This is a genomic window from Muriventricola aceti, assembly GCF_025567565.1.
Taxonomy (GTDB): Bacteria; Bacillota; Clostridia; order Oscillospirales; family Oscillospiraceae; genus Lawsonibacter; species Lawsonibacter aceti.
In genome coordinates, this window is record NZ_JAOQKF010000002.1 from 211,051 (window position 1) to 232,906 (window position 21,856).

Genomic DNA, 21,856 nt, shown 5'->3' on the forward strand with positions numbered 1-21,856 from the left:
AACGGGATGGGCCGTGATTCAGACCCGTGGCGCACGGCCCCTCAGCAGTCCTTCATCCAATCCCGAATAGCCTCAAGACGCTCAAAGGCGACGCGGCTCCCGCCCTTTACCAGCAGATCCAGCTGGGCCTGCTCCTCAGGGGTACGGCGGCTGCCCTTGTCTTGCAGGGATTCCCGCAGAGATTTTGTGGCCATACCCACCATCCTACGCTTCAGCCAGCTCACTTTCTTAGGGGCCCAGCCCCCCTGCAAATAAAAAATAGGGGCGTTTGGCACATAGTTGGCTCTGGAGATGGTTTCCAGCACCTGCCGGCCAGAGGGGGAGAGCCCCACGCCGCACACGCCCCTGACCTGATATCGCTTCACCGCCTGGTCCACGCCCTCGATGTGGCCTGCCATCAGGGGACCCATATAGAATATCTCAGTACCTGACTCCAGACTGCGCTCCGCCTCAGTGACGCTGTACACCTTTATTTTTTCCGCTCTGCCCAGCATTTCGGCATATTCCCTGGTAAAGCCGGTGTTGGAACGGTAGACGATGACCATGGCTCTCTCTCCTTTTTCTCCTGACGGTATGGCGGGTCGCGCCCCTTACTCCTCTTTGATCACATAGCCCACGCCCCGGACCGTGTGAATCAGCTTGATGCCGAAGGCCTCATCAATCTTGCTCCGGAGAAAGCGGATATACACGTCCACCGAGTTTGTCTCTCCCACAAAGTCAAAGCCCCAGACACTGTCCAGCAGGGCCTCACGGGTCAGGACCCGGCCCTTATTTTCCAGCAGGTGGCGGAGCAGGTCAAACTCCTTTTTGGTCAGCTCCACCTCCTGGCCCCTCACTGTCACCCGGCGGCTCTCCACCTCCATTGCAAGGGGACCGACGGCCAGCATCTGGCTGTCCCGGCCACTCTTGGTCCGCAGGGCCGCCCGGATGCGGGCCAGCAGCTCCTCGATGGCGAAGGGCTTTGTAATATAGTCGTCCGCGCCAGAGTCCAGGCCGGACACCTTATCCACTACGCTGTCCCGGGCGGTAAGCATGATGACGGGGACCTGACTCTCCCGCCGCAGGCGGCGCAGCACCTCCATGCCAGACAGCTGGGGCAGCATGATGTCCAGCAGCACCAGGTCAAACGCCCCGCTCAGGGCCAGCTCCAGCCCCTTTCGGCCATCAAAGGCTTTCTCCACAGAGTACCCCTCATATTTCAGCTCCAGCTCCACCATGCGGGCCAGCTTCTCCTCGTCCTCCACCAGGAGGATGTGCTCCGCCATCTCCATCACCTCAGACCTTTTTATTCTTCCCGCTCTTTGTTCCGGTCCTGTCTGCCCGGCTCATCCGAGTGCCAGTCATGCTTCAATTCCTCCATGACCTTGTGCCCAATGTCGGCGGCGGTATCGGCCACCGTGCCCATCATGTCATTCAGCTCGTCCCGCTCCAAGTCCGGGCCGGAGAAGCGGTACCGAAAGCCCAGGAACAATCCCAGCACCAAAGCGGGCAGCACCACCCAGGGGGCGCAGATGACCAGCAGGACCAGGATCAACACCGGCAGGGCCGTGACCGGCTTGTCTTTTCGCCAGATCTCCAACTCATTTTCGATCAGCCAGCGGCGCAAGGTGTGGAGCAGGCCCCTGACCGCCCCTCTCTCTGGCTTTACCACGACGACTTCCATACTGCCGCCCTTTTTCTTTTTCTCTTTCTTTTCCTTCCGCTCCCCACCCTGAGAGGCGCTGTCCGCGGCGGAGGCGGGCTGGGGGGAAGTTCCCCCCCTGGTGGAGTAGTAAGCCCCCTCGGGCCGCGGGATCATTCCCCTCTCCTCCAAATAGATCAGGGCGTCCAGCAGGTTGCCTCCGCTGTACTCCAAAGCCTCCTTGGCCTGGGCGTAGCTCACATCCGCCTTTTCCCGCAGGCGCTCCACCTGCTCCAACGTGATATCCATGATGGGAACTCCTTTCCTCCGGAGTGGTCATTTTTTCTCTATGGTCAGGATACCACACCAGTGTTGAAAGGGAATTTACCGATTCTTAAAGTTTCATTAAAGAACGCACCCTTTGGCTGTCTTGCCCATTGGATTATACTATGATATAATGATATCCGCAACCAGAAGTCGAAAGGAGGAGCGCCCATGGACCTGAAAAAAAGAATGATCTCGCTGCTGCTGTCCCTGGTCCTGTGCGGGGCAGTCTTTGTCCCCCCCGCCTCCTCCGCCTCCTCCACGGTATACTTCACTTCCATCAACGACAATTTACGCCCTTTGACCGCGGACACCATGCCTACCTGGTCCGGCGGCGTCCTCTATGTGCCCTATACGGTCTTTCTGGCCCAGTACAACGGCGGCTTCAAGCTGGTGGATGTGGATTACAGCTATATTCATACCAGCACCACCCACAAGCTCACCCTGTACACGTTACAACAGATGCTCACCTTTGATCTGAAAAACGGCACCTGCCGGGAGGAGATCTCCGGTGAGAGCTATCCCGCTCAGGCCATCATGCGAAATGGCATACCCTACCTGCCTGTGGTCATGGTATGCAACTTCTTCGGTCTGGATTTCTCTTATACCGCCTTCAGCCAGGGCTACCTGGTCCGCATCAACAACGACTCGGTGGTCCTGTCCGACGCCAAGCTGATCGACGCGGCCAGCAACCTGATAAACCGCTACCTCCGTGAATATAACCAATCCATCAATCCCGCTCCCGATACCACTACTCCCACATCCCCTCCCACCGAGCCGGATGAGTCCAATACCACGAACGTATCCACCTATCTGGCCTTTCTCTGTAAGGATGGCCATGGACTCGATCAGATTCTGTCTGCCCTGGACAGCGCGGGCAATCAGGCACTATTCTTCTTTACCCCAGAGGCCCTGGAGCAGGAGGATGACCTGGTACGGCGGATTCTGGGTACTGGACACAGCGTCGGTATCCTGGCGGAGGGAGGAACCCCGGACCAGACCCGCGCGCTGCTGGAGGAGGGCAACCGGGCTTTGGAGCATCTGGCCTACACCAGGACCACGGTGGCGTATGTCCCTGACGGCCAGCGGGAGCTGCTGGAGCAGGAGGGGTGGGTGTGCTGGGACCAGACCATGGCCCTCTCCCCATCTGGTACCGTGGGCCCCAACACCTTCGCGGTCAACACCCTCAACCGCCTGGAGGGCCGTACCAGGACTACTTATCTGACTTTAGAGGGAGGGGAAAATACCGCCCGAATCCTGTCCGCGCTGCTGCGTCAGCTTCGGTACGAGCATTTCGTGGTATATACCCCGATGGAGACCAGACTATGAGAGAGATCGACCTTCGTCATACATATTCCGCCGCCGGGAAGGAGGCCCTTCGGGCCAGGCAGGTCCGACACCTGGAGGCCCGGCTGCGGGACTTTGGACCTGACGGCCCGGAGGTGCTGGAGGCGGACCAGGCATCTGGAACCATATTCGCCCGTTTTCCCGGCCGCTCCACGGAAAGCGTGGTTGCGCGGTTGGAGCGGGACCACGGCATTTTGGTGGACCTGGAGGGGGATCGGGCGGTCTTTCACCTCTCTCCCCAGGTAAGCTTTGAAGCTCTGGACTATGTCTGGGGCTGCCTGTTCCAGATATTGGAGTAATATCCCATCCGTCCTATCTATGGAAAAAGCCGCGGCTCTTAGGCCGCGGCTTTTGGGTTATCTGGCTTTCAGCATCCGGCTCGCATTTAAGATGGCGATGACAGATACGCCCACATCGGCAAAGACAGCCATCCACATATTGGCCCGGCCAACGGCGGACAGCCCCAGCACTAGGAATTTCACCCCCAGAGCGAACACCACATTTTGCCGCACAATGGTCAGCGTTTTCCGGGCGATGCGCACCGCCACGGGCAACTTGCGCAGGTCGTCGTCCATCAGGACCACATCGGCCGCCTCGATGGCCGCGTCAGAGCCCAGGGCCCCCATGGCCACCCCGATGTCCGCACGGGACAAGACGGGGGCGTCGTTGATACCATCCCCCACAAAGACCAGGTTCTCCTTTGGGCCTTTGGAGCGGAGCAGATCCTCCACCCGCTCCACCTTGTCCCCAGGCAGAAGCTGGGCAAAGAACTGATCCAGCCCCAACTGATCCGCCACCGCCTGAGCGGCCCCCTGGCTGTCGCCGGTGAGCATGACGGTCCTTCGGACCCCGACCTGCTTGAGCTCCCGCAGAGCCTGGGCGGACCCCTCCTTCACCTGGTCGGAGATAACAAGGTGTCCAGCGTATTCCCCTTCCACCGCCACATGGATGACGGTCCCAGGGTGTTGATGGTCCGTGGTCACCGGAATATTCTCCAAGTCCATCAGCTTCTGGTTCCCCGCCAGCACCTCCCGGCCGTCCACCTTGGCCCGGACCCCGTGGCCGGCGATCTCCTCCACGTCGCAGACCCTATTCTGCTCTGGAACACCGCCCCAGGCCTTGACGATGGACCTGGAGATGGGGTGGGTAGAGAACTGCTCTGCCAGGGCGGCGGTTTCCAACAGCTCCTCTGGAGCGCAGTCTTTGGGGTGGACTCCGGTGACAACAAAGGTGCCCTTAGTCAGAGTGCCTGTCTTGTCCAGCACCACGATTCCGGTATTGGCCAGGGCCTCCAGATAGTTGCTCCCCTTCACCAGGATACCCTGCTTGGACGCTCCGCCCAGCCCGCCAAAAAAGGACAGGGGAATGGAGATGACCAGGGCGCATGGGCAGGATACGACCAGGAAGTTCAGGGCACGGGGGACCCACACCCCCCACCGGCCAGTCAGCAGGGAGGGAAGCAGCCCCAGGGCCAGGGCAGCAAAAACCACAGCAGGGGTATAGTACCGGGCGAATTTGGTAATAAAATGCTCCGCCTGGGCCTTTTTCTCGCTGGAGTTCTCCACCAGGTCCAAGATACGGGCCACGGTGGACTGTCCGTAGGGCTTACTCACTTTCACATGGAGCAGGCCGGACAAGTTGACACAGCCCGATATCACCTCATCCCCCGGCTCCACGTCCCGTGGCAGGGACTCGCCGGTGAGAGCGGCGGTGTCCAGAGCGGAGCTCCCTTGGGTGACAGTCCCGTCCAATGGCACCCGCTCCCCCGCCTTGATAACGATGATATCATCCACCTGGACCTCCTCCGGATCCACCTGGACCAGTTGTCCCTCCCGCTCCACATTGGCGTAGTCCGGGCGGATATCCATAAGCTCGGAGATAGACTGGCGGCTGCGGCTGACGGCCACGTTCTGGAACAGCTCGCCCACCTGGTAAAACAGCATCACTGCCACGCCCTCGGCGTATTCGCCCACTGCCATAGCACCCACGGTGGCGACAGACATAAGGAAGTTTTCATCAAAGACCTGGCCGTTTTTAATATTGCGCACAGCTCTCCACAGTACATCCCAGCCAATGACCAGATAGGGGATCAGAAACAGGTACAGCCTGGGGAATGCGTAATAGGGTTCGCCAGCCTCATTCACCAGGGGCTGACCGAAATAAGGCCACATATTAAATGGTACCTCGATCTCCGGCAGCAGGGCGGCGGCGGCCAGCAGGACAAAGCTGAAGATAATACGCCAGAGCGTCTTTTTCTGCTTTCTCGTCATGGCGAAAGCTCCTCTCACAGGGATATGGACATGGGTGGCCTTAGGCCGCCTCACGTTTATTTCAGTACAATCTCGCAGTCGGGTTCTACTTTTCTGCACACCTTGACCGCCTCCTTGACGATCTGATCAAAACGGGCATCGTCCCCCTCTATGGTCATTTTCTGGGTCATAAAGCTGACAGAGGCGGAGGTAACGCCGTCAATCTTCTTGATGGCCTCCTCCATCTTAGCGGCACAGTTGGCACAGTCCAGGTCAATCATCTTATACGTCTTTTTCATTGTATACTCTCCTTTTCTCGATCCATTGGATCGCGGCATACAGGTTACTCCTCGATATGCTCCATTCCCTGGCTTAAGATGCGGACTACATGTTCGTCCGCCAGGGAATAATAAACTGTCTTGCCCTCCCGGCGGAATTTGACCAGCTTGCTGCTCTTCAGCACCCGGAGCTGGTGGGACACGGCGCTCTGGGTGACCTCCATGAGCTTGGCGATATCACAGACGCACAGCTCTCCCTCCAGCAAGGCGTACAGGATCTTGATTCGGGTGCTGTCCCCAAATATTTTGAACAGCTCCGCCAAGTCATACAGCTCCTCATCCGGGGGGAGCAGGGCGCGCACCTGGTCCACCGCGTCCACATGGACCCGGTCCTCCTGGCAGCAGGGGATAACTTCACGCTCCATTCTCTCATCTCCTTTCAATATATGAACATCTATTCATATGTTGATATTATAATAGCGTACCGCTCCTCTTTTGTCAAGAGGCCGGGGGAAATTTCATTTCCTGTCTTTCCAACAAAAATCTTGCTGTTCAGACAAAAACAAAATATAATGAATCTGTTAAATATTTTTTCTCTACCAGGGAACTTTTTTCTTCCGCCCTCGTCAAACTAGTCGTAATCCCCATCAGGGGAACCCCATACCATCCCCAAGAAAAGGAGATCAATACCATGAAACGACGTGTATTCGCTCTGACTTTGGCGCTGTCCATGGTCCTGCTGGCCGCCTGTGGTCCCAAGGGGGAGGATAACTCCTCCGGCAATCAGTCCTCTTCTACTGGCAGCAATTCTGACATGAGCACTATGGCCCCGGACGGCTCCACCTCCATCCCCGATAGCTCCGCTCCGGATGCCTCTCAGCCGGACGGCAGCCAGCCGGACGGTTCTGGGAGCACCTCCTCTGATAGCTCCCAGCCCCCTGTGGACGAGCCCCAGGCACAGGCCTCCCTGTCCCTAAACCGCAGCGACTTTACCCTGTTCAAGGCGGGAGCCACCTTCCAAATGAAGGCCAAGGCTGATCCCGCCGGCGGTGCTCTGGCCTGGAAATCCAGCGATGAGTCTGTGGCCACTGTGTCTGACAAGGGCCTGGTCACCGCTGTGGCCGTTGGAAACGCCACTATCACTGTTACCGACAGCGAAACGGGCCTGACCGCCTCCTGCATCGTCCGGTGCAACTGGGAGGAACAGAAGCCCGAGGAGGGTGGCCCCGCAGATGGCAGCGATTCCTCCAGCGGCAGCTCCTCCGGCGATACTTCCACCCCTGCCGGCAACGTGGACCTATCCGCCTTTGCTAGCGATATCATGGGCCAGTATGAGTTTGGTATGCTCCAACTCTTAGACGCCGATCTGATGGAACAGCTCTATCCTGGCATGGGCGCGGTAAGCGCGGAACAAAAATTGATCTATGGCACACTGATGACCATGAACAACGGCGAGTTCGGCCTGGTCCAGGTGAAGGACAGTAAGGACGTGGATACTGTGAAGTCCATCTTCCAGACCCGGATCGATGGTATGATCAACGGAGGAGCCTGGTATCCCGAACCCACCCGGATCTGGACCGAAAACTCCCGTGTTGTCAGCAACGGCAACTATGTCATGATGGTCGTCCATGAGAACTGCGACGCCATCGTAGACGCCTTCAACGCCCTGTTCTGATTCGAAGCAAAAGTCCCTATCCCCAGCGTTATAATCCATATGATCCCACGGCGGACGACAAGTCGTCCGCCGTTCCTTTAAGGAGTGTTGCTCATGGTCTTTTCCACCCCTACCTTTTTATTTTATTTTCTGGCGCTCACTCTGCTGATCTACTACTTGGTGCCCCGAAAGTTCCGGAACGTAGTAATCCTGTGCGCCTCTCTGTTTTTCTACTACTGGGGGGAGCGGGTCTATGTCGTCATCATGTTCCTGTCCACCGCCATCGACTATACCCACGGCCTGCTGGTAGAACGCTGCAAGCGGAGGGACAACGATAGGGGTGCCCGGATGGCGGTGGCCTCCTCCATCGTGTTCAACCTGGCCCTGCTGTTCTTCTTCAAGTACTGGGACTTTATCGCCGCCTCTCTCCAGTCGGTCGGGCTGAACTTCATGCCGGTGCTGGGTATCCACCTGCCTATCGGTATCTCCTTCTATACCTTCCAAACCATGAGCTACACCATCGATGTGTACCGGGGAGACGCCCGAGCGCAGCGATCCATCCTTAACTTTGGCACCTTCGTCACTCTGTTTCCCCAGCTCATCGCCGGTCCCATCATCAAGTATAAGGACCTGGGAGACCAAATCGATCAGCGGGACTGCACTGTGGACAAGTTTGCCTCTGGCGTCCAGATGTTTATGATCGGCCTTGGCAAAAAGCTGCTCATCGCCAACAACGTGGGGATGCTGTGGGACAGCTATAAGACCATGGCGCTGGCGGACCTGACCGTGGCGGGGGCTTGGCTGGGTGTGCTGGCCTTCACCTTCCAGATCTACTTTGACTTCTCTGGCTACTCCGACATGGCGGTAGGCCTGGGCCGGATGCTGGGCTTTGAGTTCCTGCCCAACTTCAACTACCCCTATATTTCCAAGAGTATCACCGAGTTCTGGCGGCGGTGGCACATCTCCCTGTCCACCTGGTTCCGGGAATACCTGTATATCCCCCTGGGGGGCAACCGCTGCTCCAAGGGCCGCTGGATGTTCAACCTGTTCGTCGTGTGGGCGGCCACCGGCATCTGGCACGGGGCCAGTTGGAACTATCTCATCTGGGGACTGTATTTCTTTGCCCTTCTGATGGTAGAAAAGTTTTTCCTGCTGGATGCGTTGAAAAAGGCCCCAGCCCTGGTGGGCCATGTCTATACCATGTTTTTTGTCCTTGTCAGCTGGGCTATCTTTGGCATCGAGGACGCCTCTCGGCTGGGCGGCTATCTGAAGGTGATGTTCGGTCTGGGGGGCGCTCCTCTGGCGGACGGCACTTTGGGCTACTATTTCATCAGCTATCTGCCCATCCTGGCGCTGGCGGCCCTCTCCTCCACCCCTCTGGGCGCAAAACTGTACCACAGGCTCCCTCAGCGGGCAGCGCAGGTAACAGGTGCCGCCGCCATCATAGCCGGCCTGTTGGTGTGCACCGCCTATCTGGTGGACGGCACCTACAATCCCTTCCTCTATTTCCGTTTCTAAGGAGGCGCAGACTATGTCAAACAAGTACAACAAGTTTATCACTGCCCTGTTCTGCACCTTCCTTGGCGGGATGCTGGTGGTCAGCACTCTCCTGCCGGACAAGGAGATGTCCGAGCTGGAGAACCGCTATCTCCAGAAGCCGCCCAAATTCAGCGTGGAAACAGTCACAGACGGCACCTTTATGGAACAGGCCGAGGACTATGTGGCCGACCATATCGCCGGCCGGGACTTCTGGGTGGCCGCCAAAGCCTGGTGTGAGCGTCTGTCCGGCAAGCGGGAGAACAACGGGGTCTATTTCGGTAAGCAGGACACCCTCCTGAACCGGGTGGATACCCCCGCCTGGGAGGATACCCCCGCTCAGGCGGGCGTTTCCGCCAAGCAGGGGCTTCTGACCCGCCTCGGCTTTGTGGACACGCTGGCAGGCAATGTGTCTGTCCCGGTGTACCTGGGCATCATCCCCTCCTCCTCTGCCATCTGGGCAGACCGCCTGCCCGCTGGTGCGCCCACAGCGGACGAGTTTTCCCTCATTGACCAGATGTATTTTCAGAGCGGGGCCTCTACCATCGACATGGCAGGCGCTCTGGCCGCCCACAGCGGCGAGGACATCTACTACCGCACCGACCACCACTGGACCAGCCTGGGGGCCTTCTACGGGGCCAACGCCATCTTTGAGGCTATGAGTCTGGATCCGCTGGATCTGGATGATTACCAGAAGACTACGGTCACTGACCAGTTCTTCGGCACTACCTTCTCCACCTCCGGAGTTCGCTGGGTGGCCCCTGACTCCATCGATACCTATGTGTCTGGCGAGGGGCTGAAGGTGACCTCCTGGTTCGGCTCTGAGCCCAGTGAAGGCAGTCTATATGTGGACAGCTTTTTAGAAGTGAAGGATAAATACTCCTACTTCCTGGGGGGGCGCCAGCCCCTGTGCGTCATCGAGAACCCACAGGTGGATGGCCCCAAGGTGCTGGTCATCCGGGATTCCTACTCCGACTCCCTGGCTCCCTTCCTGACGGAGCGATTTTCTGAGGTTCACCTCTTTGATCCCCGGAACAATCTGAGCAGCGTGAAGGACTATGTAGCAGACAACGGCATTGACTCGGTGCTTGTGCTCTACTCTTTCTCCAATTTTGCCACCGACCAGAATCTTTTTGTTCTGGGGCGGTGATTTCCGGGCCGGGACATTGGGACGTCCCGGCCTTGTTTTTTTTCACCCGCTCTGATAAGATAATCCCAACAGGAGGTGAGTGGCATGACAAACTGGGACAGCAGGGCGCTGGCGGTCGTCCAGCAGTTGAGGCGGTCCGGCCATCAGGCGGTGCTGGTGGGGGGCTGCGTCCGGGACAGCCTTCTGTCCATCCCGCCCCATGACTACGATGTGACCACCTCCGCCCTGCCTTGGGAGATACTGTCCTGCTGCGCCGGCTTTCCATGTCTGAATACCGGTCTGAAGCACGGCACGGTCACTGTCCTGTCCGGCGGCCTCTCTGTGGAGGTAACCACCTTCCGCCGGGAGGGGAGCTACTCCGACCACCGGCATCCGGACCAGGTGGAATTTACCAGCGACCTCACTGATGACCTGGCCCGCCGGGACTTCACGATCAACGCCATGGCCTGGGGTCCGGAGGGACTGATCGACCGGTTTGGCGGTCAAGAGGATCTGAACGCTCGGCTGATCCGCTGCGTAGGGGATCCGGACCGGCGAATGGAGGAGGACGCCCTGCGGCTCCTCCGGGGACTCCGGCTGGCCGGTCAGCTTCGTTTTACCATCCACCCGGACACCGCCGACGCCATCCACGGACACGCTTCCCAGCTGTCCATGGTGGCTTGGGAACGTATTTCCGCTGAATTTCTCCGGCTACTCTGCTCCCCCGGAGCGGAGCAGGTGTTGTTGGACTTCCCCGACGTAGTGACCCAAATTCTTCCGGAGCTGGGCCCTGCGGTGGGCTTTGACCAGCGTAATCCACACCACCGCTGGGACGTGTATACCCACAGCGTCAAGACGGCTGCCCTGGTCCCCCCCTCCCCCGCTCTCCGACTTGCCGCCCTTCTTCATGACGTGGGGAAGCCCGCCTCCTTTTTCCTGGATGAGCGGGGCATCGGGCATTTCTATGGCCACGACCGCCTGGGCGTACCGCTGGCCGAGCGGGCTATGGCCCGCCTTCGCCTGGACAACGCCACCCGGGAGCGGGCGGCCATCCTGATCTCCCGCCATCACCTGCCGGTGGAGCCTACCCGGCGGTGGGCCGGCCGGTGGCTGTCCAGGCTGGGAGAGGAGTGCTTCTTCCAATTGCTGGCTCTCAAAGGGGCGGACGCATCCGCCTGTGCCCCGCCGCTCAAGGCGGAGGAGTCCGCTCCGCTGGAGCGGACAGAGGCGCTGGGGCGGCAGTTGTTGGAGGAAAGTGCCTGTCTTTCCCTCCGGACTCTGGCGGTCAACGGTCACGACGCCCTGAAGGTCGGTCTGGCCGGTCCCCAAATCGGACAGGCTCTGCACGAGCTCCTGGACCAGGTGGCCCAAGGAGAGCTGCCCAACGAGCGCTCCGCCCTTCTCTCCGCCCTGGAGAGGTATCTTTCCCCATAAAAAATCCGCCCACGCATCGGTATGGGCGGATTTTTTTATGGGTTTTATAGACGAAACTCGTCTTATAACTTCTTACAAGTATTTATATAAGGGAAGAAAAAACCTGTATTTTCCATGGTCTTCCCGTTTCTGTGTGTATTTTCCCATATCCCCGCATAAGTTGGTTCTGTAAAGTTGAGTACCATTTTAGCAGTACAAATAATATTTCCGCCTTATTGTATTGACTGTGCGCTAAATTCAACTTCACAAGTTTGTTAAAAAATTTTTGGAACACCTCTGTCAAGTAATTCTTGTTTTTGTGAACCAGTCAAGGGGATAATATATTTCTTTCCTCTGGGTTGATATTTATTATCCTCTATTTCAGCATATAAATTCCCTACAAAATCCAACCAATTACCAGAATAATATTTAGGTTCCATAGCATTAAAAAAATCGTAACCACCTGCTGAATAAAAGACATTCAAAGCCTCTGCCAAATCACTATTTTCATCAAGTAAGTATTCATCTGGGAGTTTGAATGTTTCTTCATCCCATTCACAAAAATTATATCTTTCTTGCATATCTATTTCTTCCTACAACTTCAATTTATCGGTATCATAATTTTCTAAAAAGCAAAAAAGACCGAGGCAAATTTGGATGCCATGTTTTTTCTCATATCTGCCCATATCGTTTTATATCGCTATAGAAAATCTGGACACCAAAACATCAAAAAGCATTGCTTCCATAAGTGTCATAATGAGCAAAAAAGTCTGTATTTGCAGGGATTTTTGCGGTTCGAGGTCTTTCGATAGCAGAAATTCAAATATTATTTTTTATACACACAATCAGCTTACCGCTCCTTGAAATAGTCCCTAGTGATCTGGGCCACCACTCCCGACAGGGCTAGAAGGCCCACCAGGTTTGGAATCGCCATCATGCCGTTCAGGGTATCGGCGATATCCCACATCAGTTTGCCGGAGCCGGTGGCTCCCACGATGCAGACTAAGGCGAATACAGCTTTGAAAAGAGCCTTGACCACCTTGCTGTCATGGGTCAGATAGCCCCAGCACTGCTCGCCGTAGTAACTCCAGCCCAAAATGGTGGACAGGGCAAAAAAGAGCAGGCTGATTTGAATGACCACGCCCCCTATGGTACCAGGCAGGATCGTGTTGAAGGCGGCCACAGCGGCGGCGCCATTGGAGGTATAGCTGTCCAGGGCTGCCTCCCCCAGAGGCAGGCCGGACAGCAGCACGGTGAGGGAGGTAATGGTGCAGATCACGATGGTATCCACAAACACCTCAAACACGCCCCACATGGCCTGCTCGGCAGGCTCGTCGGTGGAGGAGGCCGCATGGGCCATCGGGGCGGAGCCGAGGCCGGCCTCGTTGGAGAACACCCCACGGGCGAATCCCTGCTTCATGGCCGCCATGATGGCGTAGCCAAAGACGCCCCCTCCCACTGCCTCAAAGCTGAAGGCGCTGGTGACAATGGATGCCAAAGCGGCGGGAATCTGGGTAAACCGCAGCAAAATAACAGCGATGCCGGCCAGGATATAGAAGCTGGCCATAAAGGGGACCAGATAGGAGGCCACCTGGCCGATGCGCTTGACGCCGCCGATGATCACCACTCCTACAATAACTGCCAAAAGAATACCGGTAACCAGAGGATCAATTCCGAACAGTCCGTTCATGGCGCCGGCAATTTCACTGGACTGGGAGATATTTCCGATCCCAAAAGAGGCGAAGCCCCCAAACAGGGCAAACAAAACAGCCAGGGGCTTCCACCCCCTGCCCAGCCCCTTTTCGATGTAATACATGGGGCCGCCCCGGTGGGCGCCGCCCTCATCTGTCTCCCGGTACTGGATGGATAGGGCGATCTCGGCATACTTGGTACACATTCCAAAAAAGGCGGACACCCACATCCAGAACACAGCGCCGGGCCCGCCCACAAAGATGGCGCCAGTGACACCGGCGATGTTGCCCGTGCCCACTGTCCCGGCCAGGGCTGTGGTCACCGCCTGAAAGGGGGACAGGTTGCTGCCGTGATCTTTTTCCGACTTGCGGAACAGAGAGCCCACCGTGCTTTTCATGATATAGCCGAAGCGCCGCACCTGAATCCAGCCGGTGCGGCAGGTAAGGTAGATGCCGGTTCCCACCAGCAGAGCCAGCATGACGGGGCCCCATACAAAGCCATTCAAGGCGCTGTTGACTGATGTAAGCATCTCCAGCATTGTCGATCATCCCTCTCCCTCTTTTAGAAACATTATAAAGACAGTCCCGCAAAATTGCAAGAGAAGATATTTGAGCCATCATTTTTTCTTTCTTTTAGGCCCGATAGCAACTGTTTTTCGCTTTAAAAAGGTGAGGCTTTTGAAAAAACGAATTTTTCTCTTTTAAAAGTTGAAAAAAGAGCGGACCGAGGGAGCGTTATACACTCCCTCGGTCCGCTTTACTGTGCAGGTTTCCTGGTCATTTTAGACCAGCGCGTCCTCGCTCTGGCTTCCAGCGGCTGTTTCCAGCTCGATAGAGCCAACCTCAAAGGACAGGTCCTCCTCGTTTTCCATCTGGGTGGGTTCCTCCAGGGCATCGGCTACGATGGCCCCGCTCTGGTCAGAGACTAGGTTGCCCTCGTCGTCGATAACATCCTCCTTACGGTACTGGGCCAGACCAGAGCCGGCGGGGATAAGCTTGCCGATGATGACGTTCTCCTTCAGACCCTGCAGGTGGTCCACCTTGCCCTTGATCGCCGCTTCAGTGAGCACCTTGGTGGTCTCTTGGAAGGAGGCGGCGGACAGGAAGGACTCAGTAGCCAGAGATGCCTTGGTAATTCCCATGAGCAGGCGGGTGCAGGTGGGCAGGCGCAGATCCTCGCCCATCTCGTTCTTCTCCCCGGCGTCAATGCGGGCCTGGACCGCCTCCTCGGCGTCCCGGAACTCGGTGATGTCCACGGTAGCGCCGGACAACAAATCGGAGTCCCCAGCGTCCTCCACCCGGACCTTCCGCATCATCTGGCGGACAATAACCTCGATATGCTTATCATTGGTGTCCACGCCCTGCTGACGGTACACCTTCTGCACCTCGCGGATCAGGTAGTTGTGGCAGTCGGACAGGCCGCGGATACGCAGCACCTCATGGGGGGACAGGGCGCCCTCGGTAAGCTGGTAGCCCTTTTCCACCGTGTCGCCCTCCTTCACCTTAATGCCGGCGGAGTAAGGCAGGGCGTAGGTCACCACCTCGCCGTCATCGGCGGTGATGGTCACGTTGCACATCACGTTGCGCTTGGTCTCCTCCATGGACACCACACCGCTGATTTCAGCCAGCTGGGCCATCTTCTTGGGCTTGCGGGCCTCGAACAGCTCCTCCACGCGGGGCAGACCCTGGGTGATATCACCGCCGGCCACACCGCCGGTGTGGAAGGTACGCATGGTCAGCTGGGTGCCGGGCTCACCGATGGACTGGGCGGCGATGATACCCACCGCCTCGCCAGCGCCCACAGGCTCACCAATGGCCAGGTTGATGCCGTAGCACTTGGCGCACACGCCGCTGCGGGCCCGGCAGGTAAGGACAGAGCGGATCTTCACTTCATGGATACCGTGTTTTTCCAGAGTCTTGGCGTCCTCGTTGAGAAGCATGGTATCTCGATTGAAGAGCACCTCGCCAGTGGCGGGGTCCACGATGTCCTCCGCGGGATAGCGGCCGTGGACGCGCTCGGCAAAGGTCTCGATGACCTGGCCGTGCTCCTCGATCTCGCTGACCAGGATTCCGTCGGAGGTGCCGCAGTCCTCCTCCCGGATAATGACCTCCTGGGACACGTCCACCAGGCGGCGGGTCAGGTAGCCCGAGTCGGCGGTACGCAGAGCGGTATCGGCCATGCCCTTCCGGGCGCCCCTGGAGGAGATGAAGTATTCCAATACAGACAGGCCCTCACGGAAGTTGGCCTTGATGGGGATCTCGATGGTACGGCCGGCGGTATCGGCCATCAGGCCGCGCATACCGGCCAGCTGACGGATCTGGGCCATAGAACCACGGGCGCCGGAGTCGGCCATCATCCAGATGGGGTTGTACCGGTCCATGGACTCCTGCAGGGCGGCGGTCACGTCGGCGGTGGTCTGTTCCCAGGCTTCCACAGACTTGCGGTACCGCTCCTCGTTTGTCAGCATACCCCGGCGGTACAGGCGGTCGATCTTGATGATCTCCTTCTCGGTCTCGGCAATCAGCTCGTACTTCTTGGCCGGGACCGTCATGTCGGCGATGGCCACGGTCAGGGAGCCCCGGGTGGAGTAATGGTAGCCCAAGTCTTTGATGGCGTCCAGCACTCCGGCGGACACGGTAAAGCCGTGCTTGGAGATACACTTGTCGATGATTTTGCCCAGTTGCTTTTTGCCCACCACGAAGTTGATCTCTGGGTCGAACATGGTCTCAGGGTCGTCGCGGTCCACAAAGCCCAAGTCCTGGGGGATGGCCTCGTTATAGATCAGGCGGCCCACCGTGGTCTCCACCAGCTTGTGGCGCATCTCACCATCTACTTCCCGGTACATACGGACCTTGATGGGAGAGTGAAGGGTGACTACCCCGGCGTCATAGGCCAGCATAGCCTCGTCCTTGTCGGCAAAACAGTGGCCAGTGCCAGCCTCGTCCCGGGTGAAGGTCAGGTAGTAGGCACCCAGGATCATATCCTGGGAGGGGATGGTAACCGGGCCGCCGTCCTGGGGACGGAGCAGGTTATTAGCAGACAGCATCAGCACCCGCGCCTCGGTCTGGGCCTCGGCAGACAGGGGGACGTGGACAGCCATCTGGTCGCCGTCGAAGTCGGCGTTGAAGGCGGTACACACCAGGGGGTGCAGCTTGATGGCCCGGCCTTCCACCAGAACAGGCTCAAATGCCTGGATGCCCAGGCGGTGCAGGGTGGGGGCGCGGTTGAGCATGACGGGGTGGTCTTTGATGACAAATTCCAGGGCGTCCCACACGGCAGCCTCGCCCTTCTCCACCATCTTCTTGGCCTGCTTGATGTTGTGGGCGGCGCCGTCGTCCACCAGCTTCTTCATAACGAAGGGGCGGAACAACTCAATGGCCATCTCTTTGGGCAGGCCGCACTGATATATCTTCAGGCTGGGGCCCACCACGATGACGGAACGGCCGGAGTAGTCCACACGCTTGCCCAGCAGGTTCTGACGGAAGCGTCCCTGCTTGCCCTTGAGCATGTCGGACAGGGATTTGAGGGCCCGGTTGTTGGCGCCGGTGACGGCCCGGCCCCGGCGGCCGTTGTCGATGAGGGCGTCCACAGCCTCCTGGAGCATCCGTTTCTCGTTGCGCACGATGATGTCCGGAGCGTTGAGCTGGATAAGCCGCTTCAGGCGGTTATTGCGGTTGATGACCCGGCGGTACAGATCATTCAGGTCAGAGGAGGCGTACCGCCCGCCGTCCAGGGGGACCATTGGCCGGATCTCCGGGGGAATCACAGGCAGTACATCGATAATCATCCACTCGGGCTTGTTGCCAGAGACGCGGAAGGCGTCTACCACCTCCAGACGCTTAACAATGCGGGCCTTCTTCTGACCGGAGGCGTCTTTCAGTTCGGCACGCAGCTGGGCAGACAGCTCCTCCAAATCAATCTGCTGGAGCAGCTTCTTGACAGCCTCGGCGCCCATACCGGCGTCAAAGTCGTCCTCGTACTTCTCCCGCATATCCCGATATTCCTTCTCGGACAGGATCTGGTTTTTGGAGAGGGGGGAGAAGCCGGGGTCGATGACAATATAGGCGGCAAAGTACAGAACCTTCTCCAGGATCCGGGGGCTGATATCCAGCAGCAATCCCATCCGGGAGGGGATTCCCTTAAAGTACCAGATATGGGACACGGGGGCGGCCAGCTCGATGTGGCCCATCCGCTCCCGGCGGACTTTGGCCTTGGTGATTTCCACGCCGCAGCGGTCGCACACCTTGCCCTTGTAGCGGATCTTCTTATACTTGCCGCAGTTGCACTCCCAGTCCTTGGTGGGGCCAAAGATCTTTTCACAGAACAGGCCGTCCTTCTCCGGCTTCAGAGTGCGGTAGTTGATGGTCTCAGGGCGCTTGACCTCGCCGTAGGACCACTCACGGATCTGTTCGGGGGAGGCGATCCCGATCTGGATGGCGTCAAATTCAGCGTAACTCATGTTTCAAATCTCCTCCCGTACTCAAAAGTCCTCGTCAGAGAACAGCCCGTCCTCCGGGCTCTCCTCATCGGTCACATCCAAGGTAAGGTCGTCGTCATCGCTCTCTCCCTTGAAGGTGAAGCCTCCAGCGGAGGCGAAGTCGGCGTCCTTCTCATAGCCGAAGTCATCGTCCCGGTCATAGAAATCGTCCCGGACGGGCTGGTAGTTGTCCTCGTCGTCATCCTTCAGCTCGATCTCCTGCCCTTGGTCGTCCAGTACCTTGATGTCCAGACACAGGGACTGGAGCTCTTTAATCAGTACCTTGAAGGACTCGGGCACGCCGGGCTTGGGCACATTCAGACCCTTGACGATGGCCTCGTAGGTCTTGACACGGCCGGTCACGTCGTCCGACTTGACCGTCAGGATCTCCTGTAGGGTGTAGGCGGCGCCGTAGGCCTCCAGAGCCCACACCTCCATCTCGCCAAACCGCTGGCCGCCGAACTGGGCCTTGCCGCCCAGAGGCTGCTGGGTGACCAGGGAGTAGGGGCCGGTGGCACGGGCGTGGATCTTGTCGTCCACCAGGTGGTGCAGCTTCAGGAAGTAGACATAGCCCACGGTAACCGGGTTGTCAAATCGCTGGCCGGTACGGCCGTCATACAGCCAGTTCTTGCCGTCCACCAGGCGAAGTTTGCCCGCCTTCTGCCACTCCCGGACCTGGGCGCTGTCGGCCATCTCCTCGGAGGACAGGGCACGCATCTCCTCCTCGCCCTCGCCGGCCAGATAGAGCTGCTTGCCGATAAGGGGCTCGTCATAGCCCACCTCACGGGCCAGGCCGGCCATTTTCAGGCACTCCTGAATATCGCTCTCGGTGGCGCCGTTGAAGATGGGGGTGGCCACCTTCCAGCCCAGGGTCTTGGCGGCGTATCCCAGATGGACCTCCAGCACCTGGCCGATGTTCATACGGGAGGGCACGCCCAGGGGGTTCAGCACAATGTCCAGGGGGGTGCCGTCGGGCAGGAAGGGCATATCCTCCTGGGGCAGGATGCGGGACACCACGCCCTTGTTGCCGTGGCGGCCGGCCATCTTGTCACCCACGGAGATCTTCCGCTTCTGAGCAATATACACCCGGACGGTCTGGTTAACGCCAGGGGACATCTCGTCGCCGTTCTCACGGGTAAAGATCTTTACATCCACCACGATGCCGCTCTCGCCGTGGGGCACCTTCAGAGAGGTGTCGCGGACCTCACGGGCCTTCTCTCCAAAGATGGCCCGGAGCAGCTTCTCCTCAGCAGTGGCCTCCGCCTCGCCCTTGGGGGTGACCTTACCCACCAGGTAGTCGCCGGCATGGACTTCGGCGCCCACCCGGATGATGCCGTGCTCGTCCAGGTCCCGCAGAGCGTCCTCGCCCACGTTGGGGATATCACGGGTGATGGTCTCGGGACCCAGCTTGGTGTCCCGTGCCTCGGTCTCATACTCCTCGATGTGGATGGAGGTAAATACATCGTCCTTCACCATCCGCTCGTTGAGCAGGATGGCATCCTCGTAGTTGTAGCCCTCCCAGGTCATGAAGCCCATGAGGATATTCCGGCCCAGGGCGATTTCGCCGTGGTCGGTAGAGGGACCGTCTGCCAGCACGTCCTGGAAGTCTACCCGCTGTCCGGCATCCACGATGGGCCGCTGGTTGATACAGGTGGTGTGGTTGGAGCGCAGGTACTTAGTTAGGCGGTACTCCTTGGTCTGGCCGTTGTCATAAGCCACGGTGATATACCGGGCGGACACCTTGGTGACCGTGCCGGGGCCTTCCGCCAGGATGGCCACTTCGGAGTCGATGCAGTTCTTGTGCTCCTGGCCGGTGGCCACGATGGGAGCCTCGGGCCGGAGCAGGGGGACGGCCTGGCGCTGCATGTTGGCGCCCATCAGCGCACGGTTGGCGTCGTCGTTCTGGAGGAAGGGGATCATGGCGGTAGCCACGGACACCATCATCTTGGGGGACACGTCCACATAGTCCACCTGGTGTTTATCCACAGAAATGGTCTCATTCCGGTGACGGCAGGTGATACGCTCGTTGACGAAGCAGCCGTTCTCGTCCACGGGCTCAGTGGCCTGGCCGATGGTGTACTCGTCCTCTACATCGGCGGTCATATAGGTGATTTCGTCGGTAACCCGGCCAGTCTCCTTATCCACCTTACGGTAGGGGGTCTCAATAAAGCCGAAACGGTTGATACGGGCGTAGGAGGCCAGATAGGAAATCAGGCCGATATTGGGACCTTCGGGGGTCTCGATGGGGCACAGGCGTCCGTAGTGGCTGTAATGGACGTCACGGACATCGAAGGAGGCCCGGTCACGTGACAGGCCGCCGGGGCCCAGAGCGGACAGACGGCGCTTGTGGGTCAGCTCGGCCAGGGGGTTTGTCTGGTCCATGAACTGGGACAGGGGGCTGGAGCCGAAGAACTCCTTGATGGCGGCGGTGACAGGGCGGATGTTAATCAGGCTCTGGGGGGTGACCACATCCAGGTCCTGAGTGGTCATCCGCTCCCGGATAACACGTTCCATACGGGAGAAGCCGATGCGGAACTGATTCTGAATCAGCTCGCCCACACAGCGCAGCCGGCGGTTACCCAGGTGGTCGATGTCATCCGGGGTGCCGGAGTTGTGGGCCAAACAGTTGAGGTAATTGATAGAGGCCATGATGTCAGGCACAGTGATGTGCTTGGGGATCAGGTCGTCCAGATGGCCGCGGATGGCGTCCTTCAGTTCCTCCCCCTGGAACTGGTCCAGCAGCTCGCACAGGGCGGGGAAATAGACCATCTCGCTGACGCCGACCTCTTGAGGGTCAAAGTCCACAAAGTCCTTCAGGTGGACCATGTTGTTAGAAAACACCTTGACCTGCTTACCGTCCACGTCGATGACAGCCTCGTTGACGCCCCGGTCGTCCAGGAAGTGGGCCCTCTCCCGTGTCAGGACCTCTCCCTCCTCGGCGATGATCTCGCCGGTGCGGGGATCGGCTACGGGCAGGGCCAGCTTCTGGCCGGACAGCCGGGACCACAGAGCCATCTTCTTGTTGAACTTATAGCGGCCCACAGCGGACAAATCATAGCGCCGGGGATCAAAGAAGGTGGCGTCCAGCAGGGTCCGGGCGGAGTCCACCGTGGGGGGCTCGCCAGGACGGAGCTTGCGGTAGATCTCCAGCAGGGCGTCCTCATAGGTCTTACAGGCATCCTTCTCCATCGTGGCCAGGATACGCTCGTCCTCGCCGAACATCTCGATGATTTCAGCGTCGGTCCGGGGCCCCAGGGCACGGATAAGGCAGGTGATGGGCAGCTTGCGGTTCTTATCGATGCGGACATAGAACAGGTCGGACAAATCGGTTTCATACTCCAGCCAGGCACCCCGGTAGGGGATGACGGTAGTGGTGTAGGTCAGGTTGTCCGCCTTGTCCGCGGTCCGGGTGTAATACATACCGGGAGAGCGGACGATCTGGGAGACGATGACCCGCTCGGCGCCATTGATGACGAAGGTGCCGGCCTGGGTCATGATGGGAAAGTCTCCCATAAAGATCTCCTGCTCGGCGATCTGCTCCGACACCCGGTCGTTCTTCTTCTGGGTGTTGCGCAGCTGGACCTTCACCTTGATGGGGGCGGCGTAGGTGGCGTCCCTGGCCTTGCACTCCTCCACGTCGTACTTGGGCTTCTCATCCATGGAGTAGTCCACAAAGGTCAGCTCCAGATTGCCGGCATAGTCGGTGATGGGGCCGACGTCCTTGAACACCTCCCGCAGGCCGGTGTCCAGGAACCACTGGTAGGAGGTCTTCTGCACCTCCAGCAGGTTAGGCATCTCCAGGATCTCCTGGTAGCGGGCAAAGCTCTTTCTCGGGGTCTTGCCGTACATTACGTCCTTGACCATGCTAAAAAATCAACTCGCTTTCTTCTGATTCCACGGTTGGTCCTTCCGTTTTTTCCTCTGGATGCAGGGAAAAACAGCCGTTTTCGCCGTCGATTTATACAAATCCGGCACTCCGCCGCTTTTCCGCACACCCGGGCGCGTTGCTATTTTGCTTGAAGTCACTCTTGTCTTTCTGTCCGCCCTGTGATAAACTAAAGATAGAGCATGGGAGATTATGCTCTTTCTTTTAGGGGACATAAAAGCATTTTATTGTACCATGGGGAAGGCGCTGT

The 21,856-nt window shown here is 58.5% G+C and carries 16 protein-coding genes; 6 read left to right on the forward strand and 10 right to left on the reverse strand.

The genetic code is table 11. The features are described 5' to 3' along the window. Positions 1-41: 41 nt before the first annotated feature. Genes OCV64_RS03110 through OCV64_RS03120 form a run of 3 tightly spaced genes read right to left on the reverse strand, consistent with a single transcriptional unit; the run spans position 42 to position 1,930 of the window. The gene (locus OCV64_RS03110; protein ID WP_147570802.1) at positions 42-545 is read right to left on the reverse strand and encodes a hypothetical protein; all 504 of its coding nucleotides are present in this window, start codon (positions 543-545) and stop codon (positions 42-44) included. Positions 546-590: 45 nt separating this feature from the next. Continuing rightward, positions 591-1,265: a response regulator transcription factor gene (locus OCV64_RS03115; protein ID WP_147570803.1), complete on the reverse strand. Its 675-nt coding sequence runs from the start codon at positions 1,263-1,265 to the stop codon at positions 591-593. 20 nt (positions 1,266-1,285) lie between these two features. Beyond that, entirely contained in the window at positions 1,286-1,930 is a 645-nt protein-coding gene (locus tag OCV64_RS03120) for a UBA domain-containing protein (RefSeq protein WP_147570804.1), read from the reverse strand. A gap of 186 nt (positions 1,931-2,116) precedes the next feature. Here OCV64_RS03120 and OCV64_RS03125 point away from each other — a divergent pair, with 186 nt between their 5' ends. Together OCV64_RS03125 and OCV64_RS03130 are read left to right on the forward strand one after the other, a co-directional pair. Beyond that, on the forward strand, positions 2,117-3,274 hold the full coding sequence (locus OCV64_RS03125; protein WP_262669310.1) for a polysaccharide deacetylase family protein: 1,158 nt from the start codon (positions 2,117-2,119) through the stop codon (positions 3,272-3,274). Beyond that, entirely contained in the window at positions 3,271-3,591 is a 321-nt protein-coding gene (locus OCV64_RS03130; RefSeq protein WP_147570806.1) for a hypothetical protein, read from the forward strand. The genes OCV64_RS03125 and OCV64_RS03130 overlap by 4 nt, the downstream gene beginning before the upstream one ends. 57 nt (positions 3,592-3,648) lie before the next feature. Here OCV64_RS03130 and OCV64_RS03135 read toward each other — a convergent pair whose 3' ends face one another. From OCV64_RS03135 to OCV64_RS03145, 3 genes are read right to left on the reverse strand one after another with little or no spacing between them, the layout of a single operon-like run. Continuing rightward, positions 3,649-5,562: a heavy metal translocating P-type ATPase gene (locus OCV64_RS03135; protein WP_262669312.1), complete on the reverse strand. Its 1,914-nt coding sequence runs from the start codon at positions 5,560-5,562 to the stop codon at positions 3,649-3,651. A 56-nt stretch (positions 5,563-5,618) separates the two neighbouring features. Continuing rightward, positions 5,619-5,840 carry a cation transporter gene (locus OCV64_RS03140; RefSeq protein ID WP_147570808.1) on the reverse strand — a complete coding sequence of 74 codons (222 nt, stop codon included), beginning with the start codon at positions 5,838-5,840 and terminating at the stop codon, positions 5,619-5,621. 44 nt (positions 5,841-5,884) lie between these two features. Continuing rightward, positions 5,885-6,244 carry an ArsR/SmtB family transcription factor gene (locus tag OCV64_RS03145; RefSeq protein ID WP_186852778.1) on the reverse strand — a complete coding sequence of 120 codons (360 nt, stop codon included), beginning with the start codon at positions 6,242-6,244 and terminating at the stop codon, positions 5,885-5,887. A gap of 266 nt (positions 6,245-6,510) precedes the next feature. Between OCV64_RS03145 and OCV64_RS03150 the strand changes: the two genes are divergently transcribed. The 4 genes from OCV64_RS03150 (at position 6,511) to OCV64_RS03165 (ending at position 11,572) form a co-directional block, all read left to right on the forward strand. Continuing rightward, entirely contained in the window at positions 6,511-7,494 is a 984-nt protein-coding gene (locus OCV64_RS03150) for an Ig-like domain-containing protein (protein WP_262669313.1), read from the forward strand. 93 nt (positions 7,495-7,587) lie between these two features. Continuing rightward, positions 7,588-8,991, forward strand: coding sequence for an MBOAT family O-acyltransferase (locus OCV64_RS03155; protein WP_240286997.1), 1,404 nt, complete (start codon positions 7,588-7,590; stop codon positions 8,989-8,991). A 13-nt stretch (positions 8,992-9,004) separates the two neighbouring features. Beyond that, a complete protein-coding gene (locus OCV64_RS03160) occupies positions 9,005-10,159 on the forward strand; it encodes a DHHW family protein (protein ID WP_240286995.1) in 1,155 nt (384 codons plus the stop codon). 84 nt (positions 10,160-10,243) lie between these two features. After that, positions 10,244-11,572 carry a CCA tRNA nucleotidyltransferase gene (locus OCV64_RS03165; RefSeq protein ID WP_262669314.1) on the forward strand — a complete coding sequence of 443 codons (1,329 nt, stop codon included), beginning with the start codon at positions 10,244-10,246 and terminating at the stop codon, positions 11,570-11,572. A gap of 254 nt (positions 11,573-11,826) precedes the next feature. Here the strand turns inward: OCV64_RS03165 and OCV64_RS03170 are convergent, their stop codons facing one another. From OCV64_RS03170 to rpoB, 4 genes are all read right to left on the reverse strand, one after another. Further along, positions 11,827-12,132 carry a hypothetical protein gene (locus OCV64_RS03170; protein ID WP_262669315.1) on the reverse strand — a complete coding sequence of 102 codons (306 nt, stop codon included), beginning with the start codon at positions 12,130-12,132 and terminating at the stop codon, positions 11,827-11,829. A gap of 269 nt (positions 12,133-12,401) precedes the next feature. Beyond that, on the reverse strand, positions 12,402-13,781 hold the full coding sequence (locus OCV64_RS03175; RefSeq protein ID WP_262669316.1) for an alanine/glycine:cation symporter family protein: 1,380 nt from the start codon (positions 13,779-13,781) through the stop codon (positions 12,402-12,404). Between the two features lie 243 nt (positions 13,782-14,024). Then, positions 14,025-17,702, reverse strand: coding sequence for a DNA-directed RNA polymerase subunit beta' (gene rpoC / locus OCV64_RS03180; RefSeq protein WP_147570815.1), 3,678 nt, complete (start codon positions 17,700-17,702; stop codon positions 14,025-14,027). 21 nt (positions 17,703-17,723) lie between these two features. Then, the gene (gene rpoB / locus OCV64_RS03185; protein ID WP_262669317.1) at positions 17,724-21,584 is read right to left on the reverse strand and encodes a DNA-directed RNA polymerase subunit beta; all 3,861 of its coding nucleotides are present in this window, start codon (positions 21,582-21,584) and stop codon (positions 17,724-17,726) included. Between the last annotated feature and the right edge of the window lie 272 nt (positions 21,585-21,856).

Coding starts and splice junctions, on each gene's coding strand:
- OCV64_RS03145 (WP_186852778.1), bottom strand. CDS start 6,244: ATGGAGCGTGAAGTTATCCCCTGCTGCCAGGAGGACCGGGTCCATGTG.
- OCV64_RS03165 (WP_262669314.1), top strand. CDS start 10,244: ATGACAAACTGGGACAGCAGGGCGCTGGCGGTCGTCCAGCAGTTGAGG.
- OCV64_RS03110 (WP_147570802.1), bottom strand. CDS start 545: ATGGTCATCGTCTACCGTTCCAACACCGGCTTTACCAGGGAATATGCC.
- OCV64_RS03135 (WP_262669312.1), bottom strand. CDS start 5,562: ATGACGAGAAAGCAGAAAAAGACGCTCTGGCGTATTATCTTCAGCTTT.
- OCV64_RS03125 (WP_262669310.1), top strand. CDS start 2,117: ATGGACCTGAAAAAAAGAATGATCTCGCTGCTGCTGTCCCTGGTCCTG.
- OCV64_RS03175 (WP_262669316.1), bottom strand. CDS start 13,781: ATGCTGGAGATGCTTACATCAGTCAACAGCGCCTTGAATGGCTTTGTA.
- OCV64_RS03170 (WP_262669315.1), bottom strand. CDS start 12,132: ATGCAAGAAAGATATAATTTTTGTGAATGGGATGAAGAAACATTCAAA.
- OCV64_RS03160 (WP_240286995.1), top strand. CDS start 9,005: ATGTCAAACAAGTACAACAAGTTTATCACTGCCCTGTTCTGCACCTTC.
- OCV64_RS03150 (WP_262669313.1), top strand. CDS start 6,511: ATGAAACGACGTGTATTCGCTCTGACTTTGGCGCTGTCCATGGTCCTG.
- OCV64_RS03130 (WP_147570806.1), top strand. CDS start 3,271: ATGAGAGAGATCGACCTTCGTCATACATATTCCGCCGCCGGGAAGGAG.
- OCV64_RS03120 (WP_147570804.1), bottom strand. CDS start 1,930: ATGGATATCACGTTGGAGCAGGTGGAGCGCCTGCGGGAAAAGGCGGAT.
- OCV64_RS03140 (WP_147570808.1), bottom strand. CDS start 5,840: ATGAAAAAGACGTATAAGATGATTGACCTGGACTGTGCCAACTGTGCC.
- OCV64_RS03155 (WP_240286997.1), top strand. CDS start 7,588: ATGGTCTTTTCCACCCCTACCTTTTTATTTTATTTTCTGGCGCTCACT.
- OCV64_RS03115 (WP_147570803.1), bottom strand. CDS start 1,265: ATGGCGGAGCACATCCTCCTGGTGGAGGACGAGGAGAAGCTGGCCCGC.
- rpoB (WP_262669317.1), bottom strand. CDS start 21,584: ATGGTCAAGGACGTAATGTACGGCAAGACCCCGAGAAAGAGCTTTGCC.
- rpoC (WP_147570815.1), bottom strand. CDS start 17,702: ATGAGTTACGCTGAATTTGACGCCATCCAGATCGGGATCGCCTCCCCC.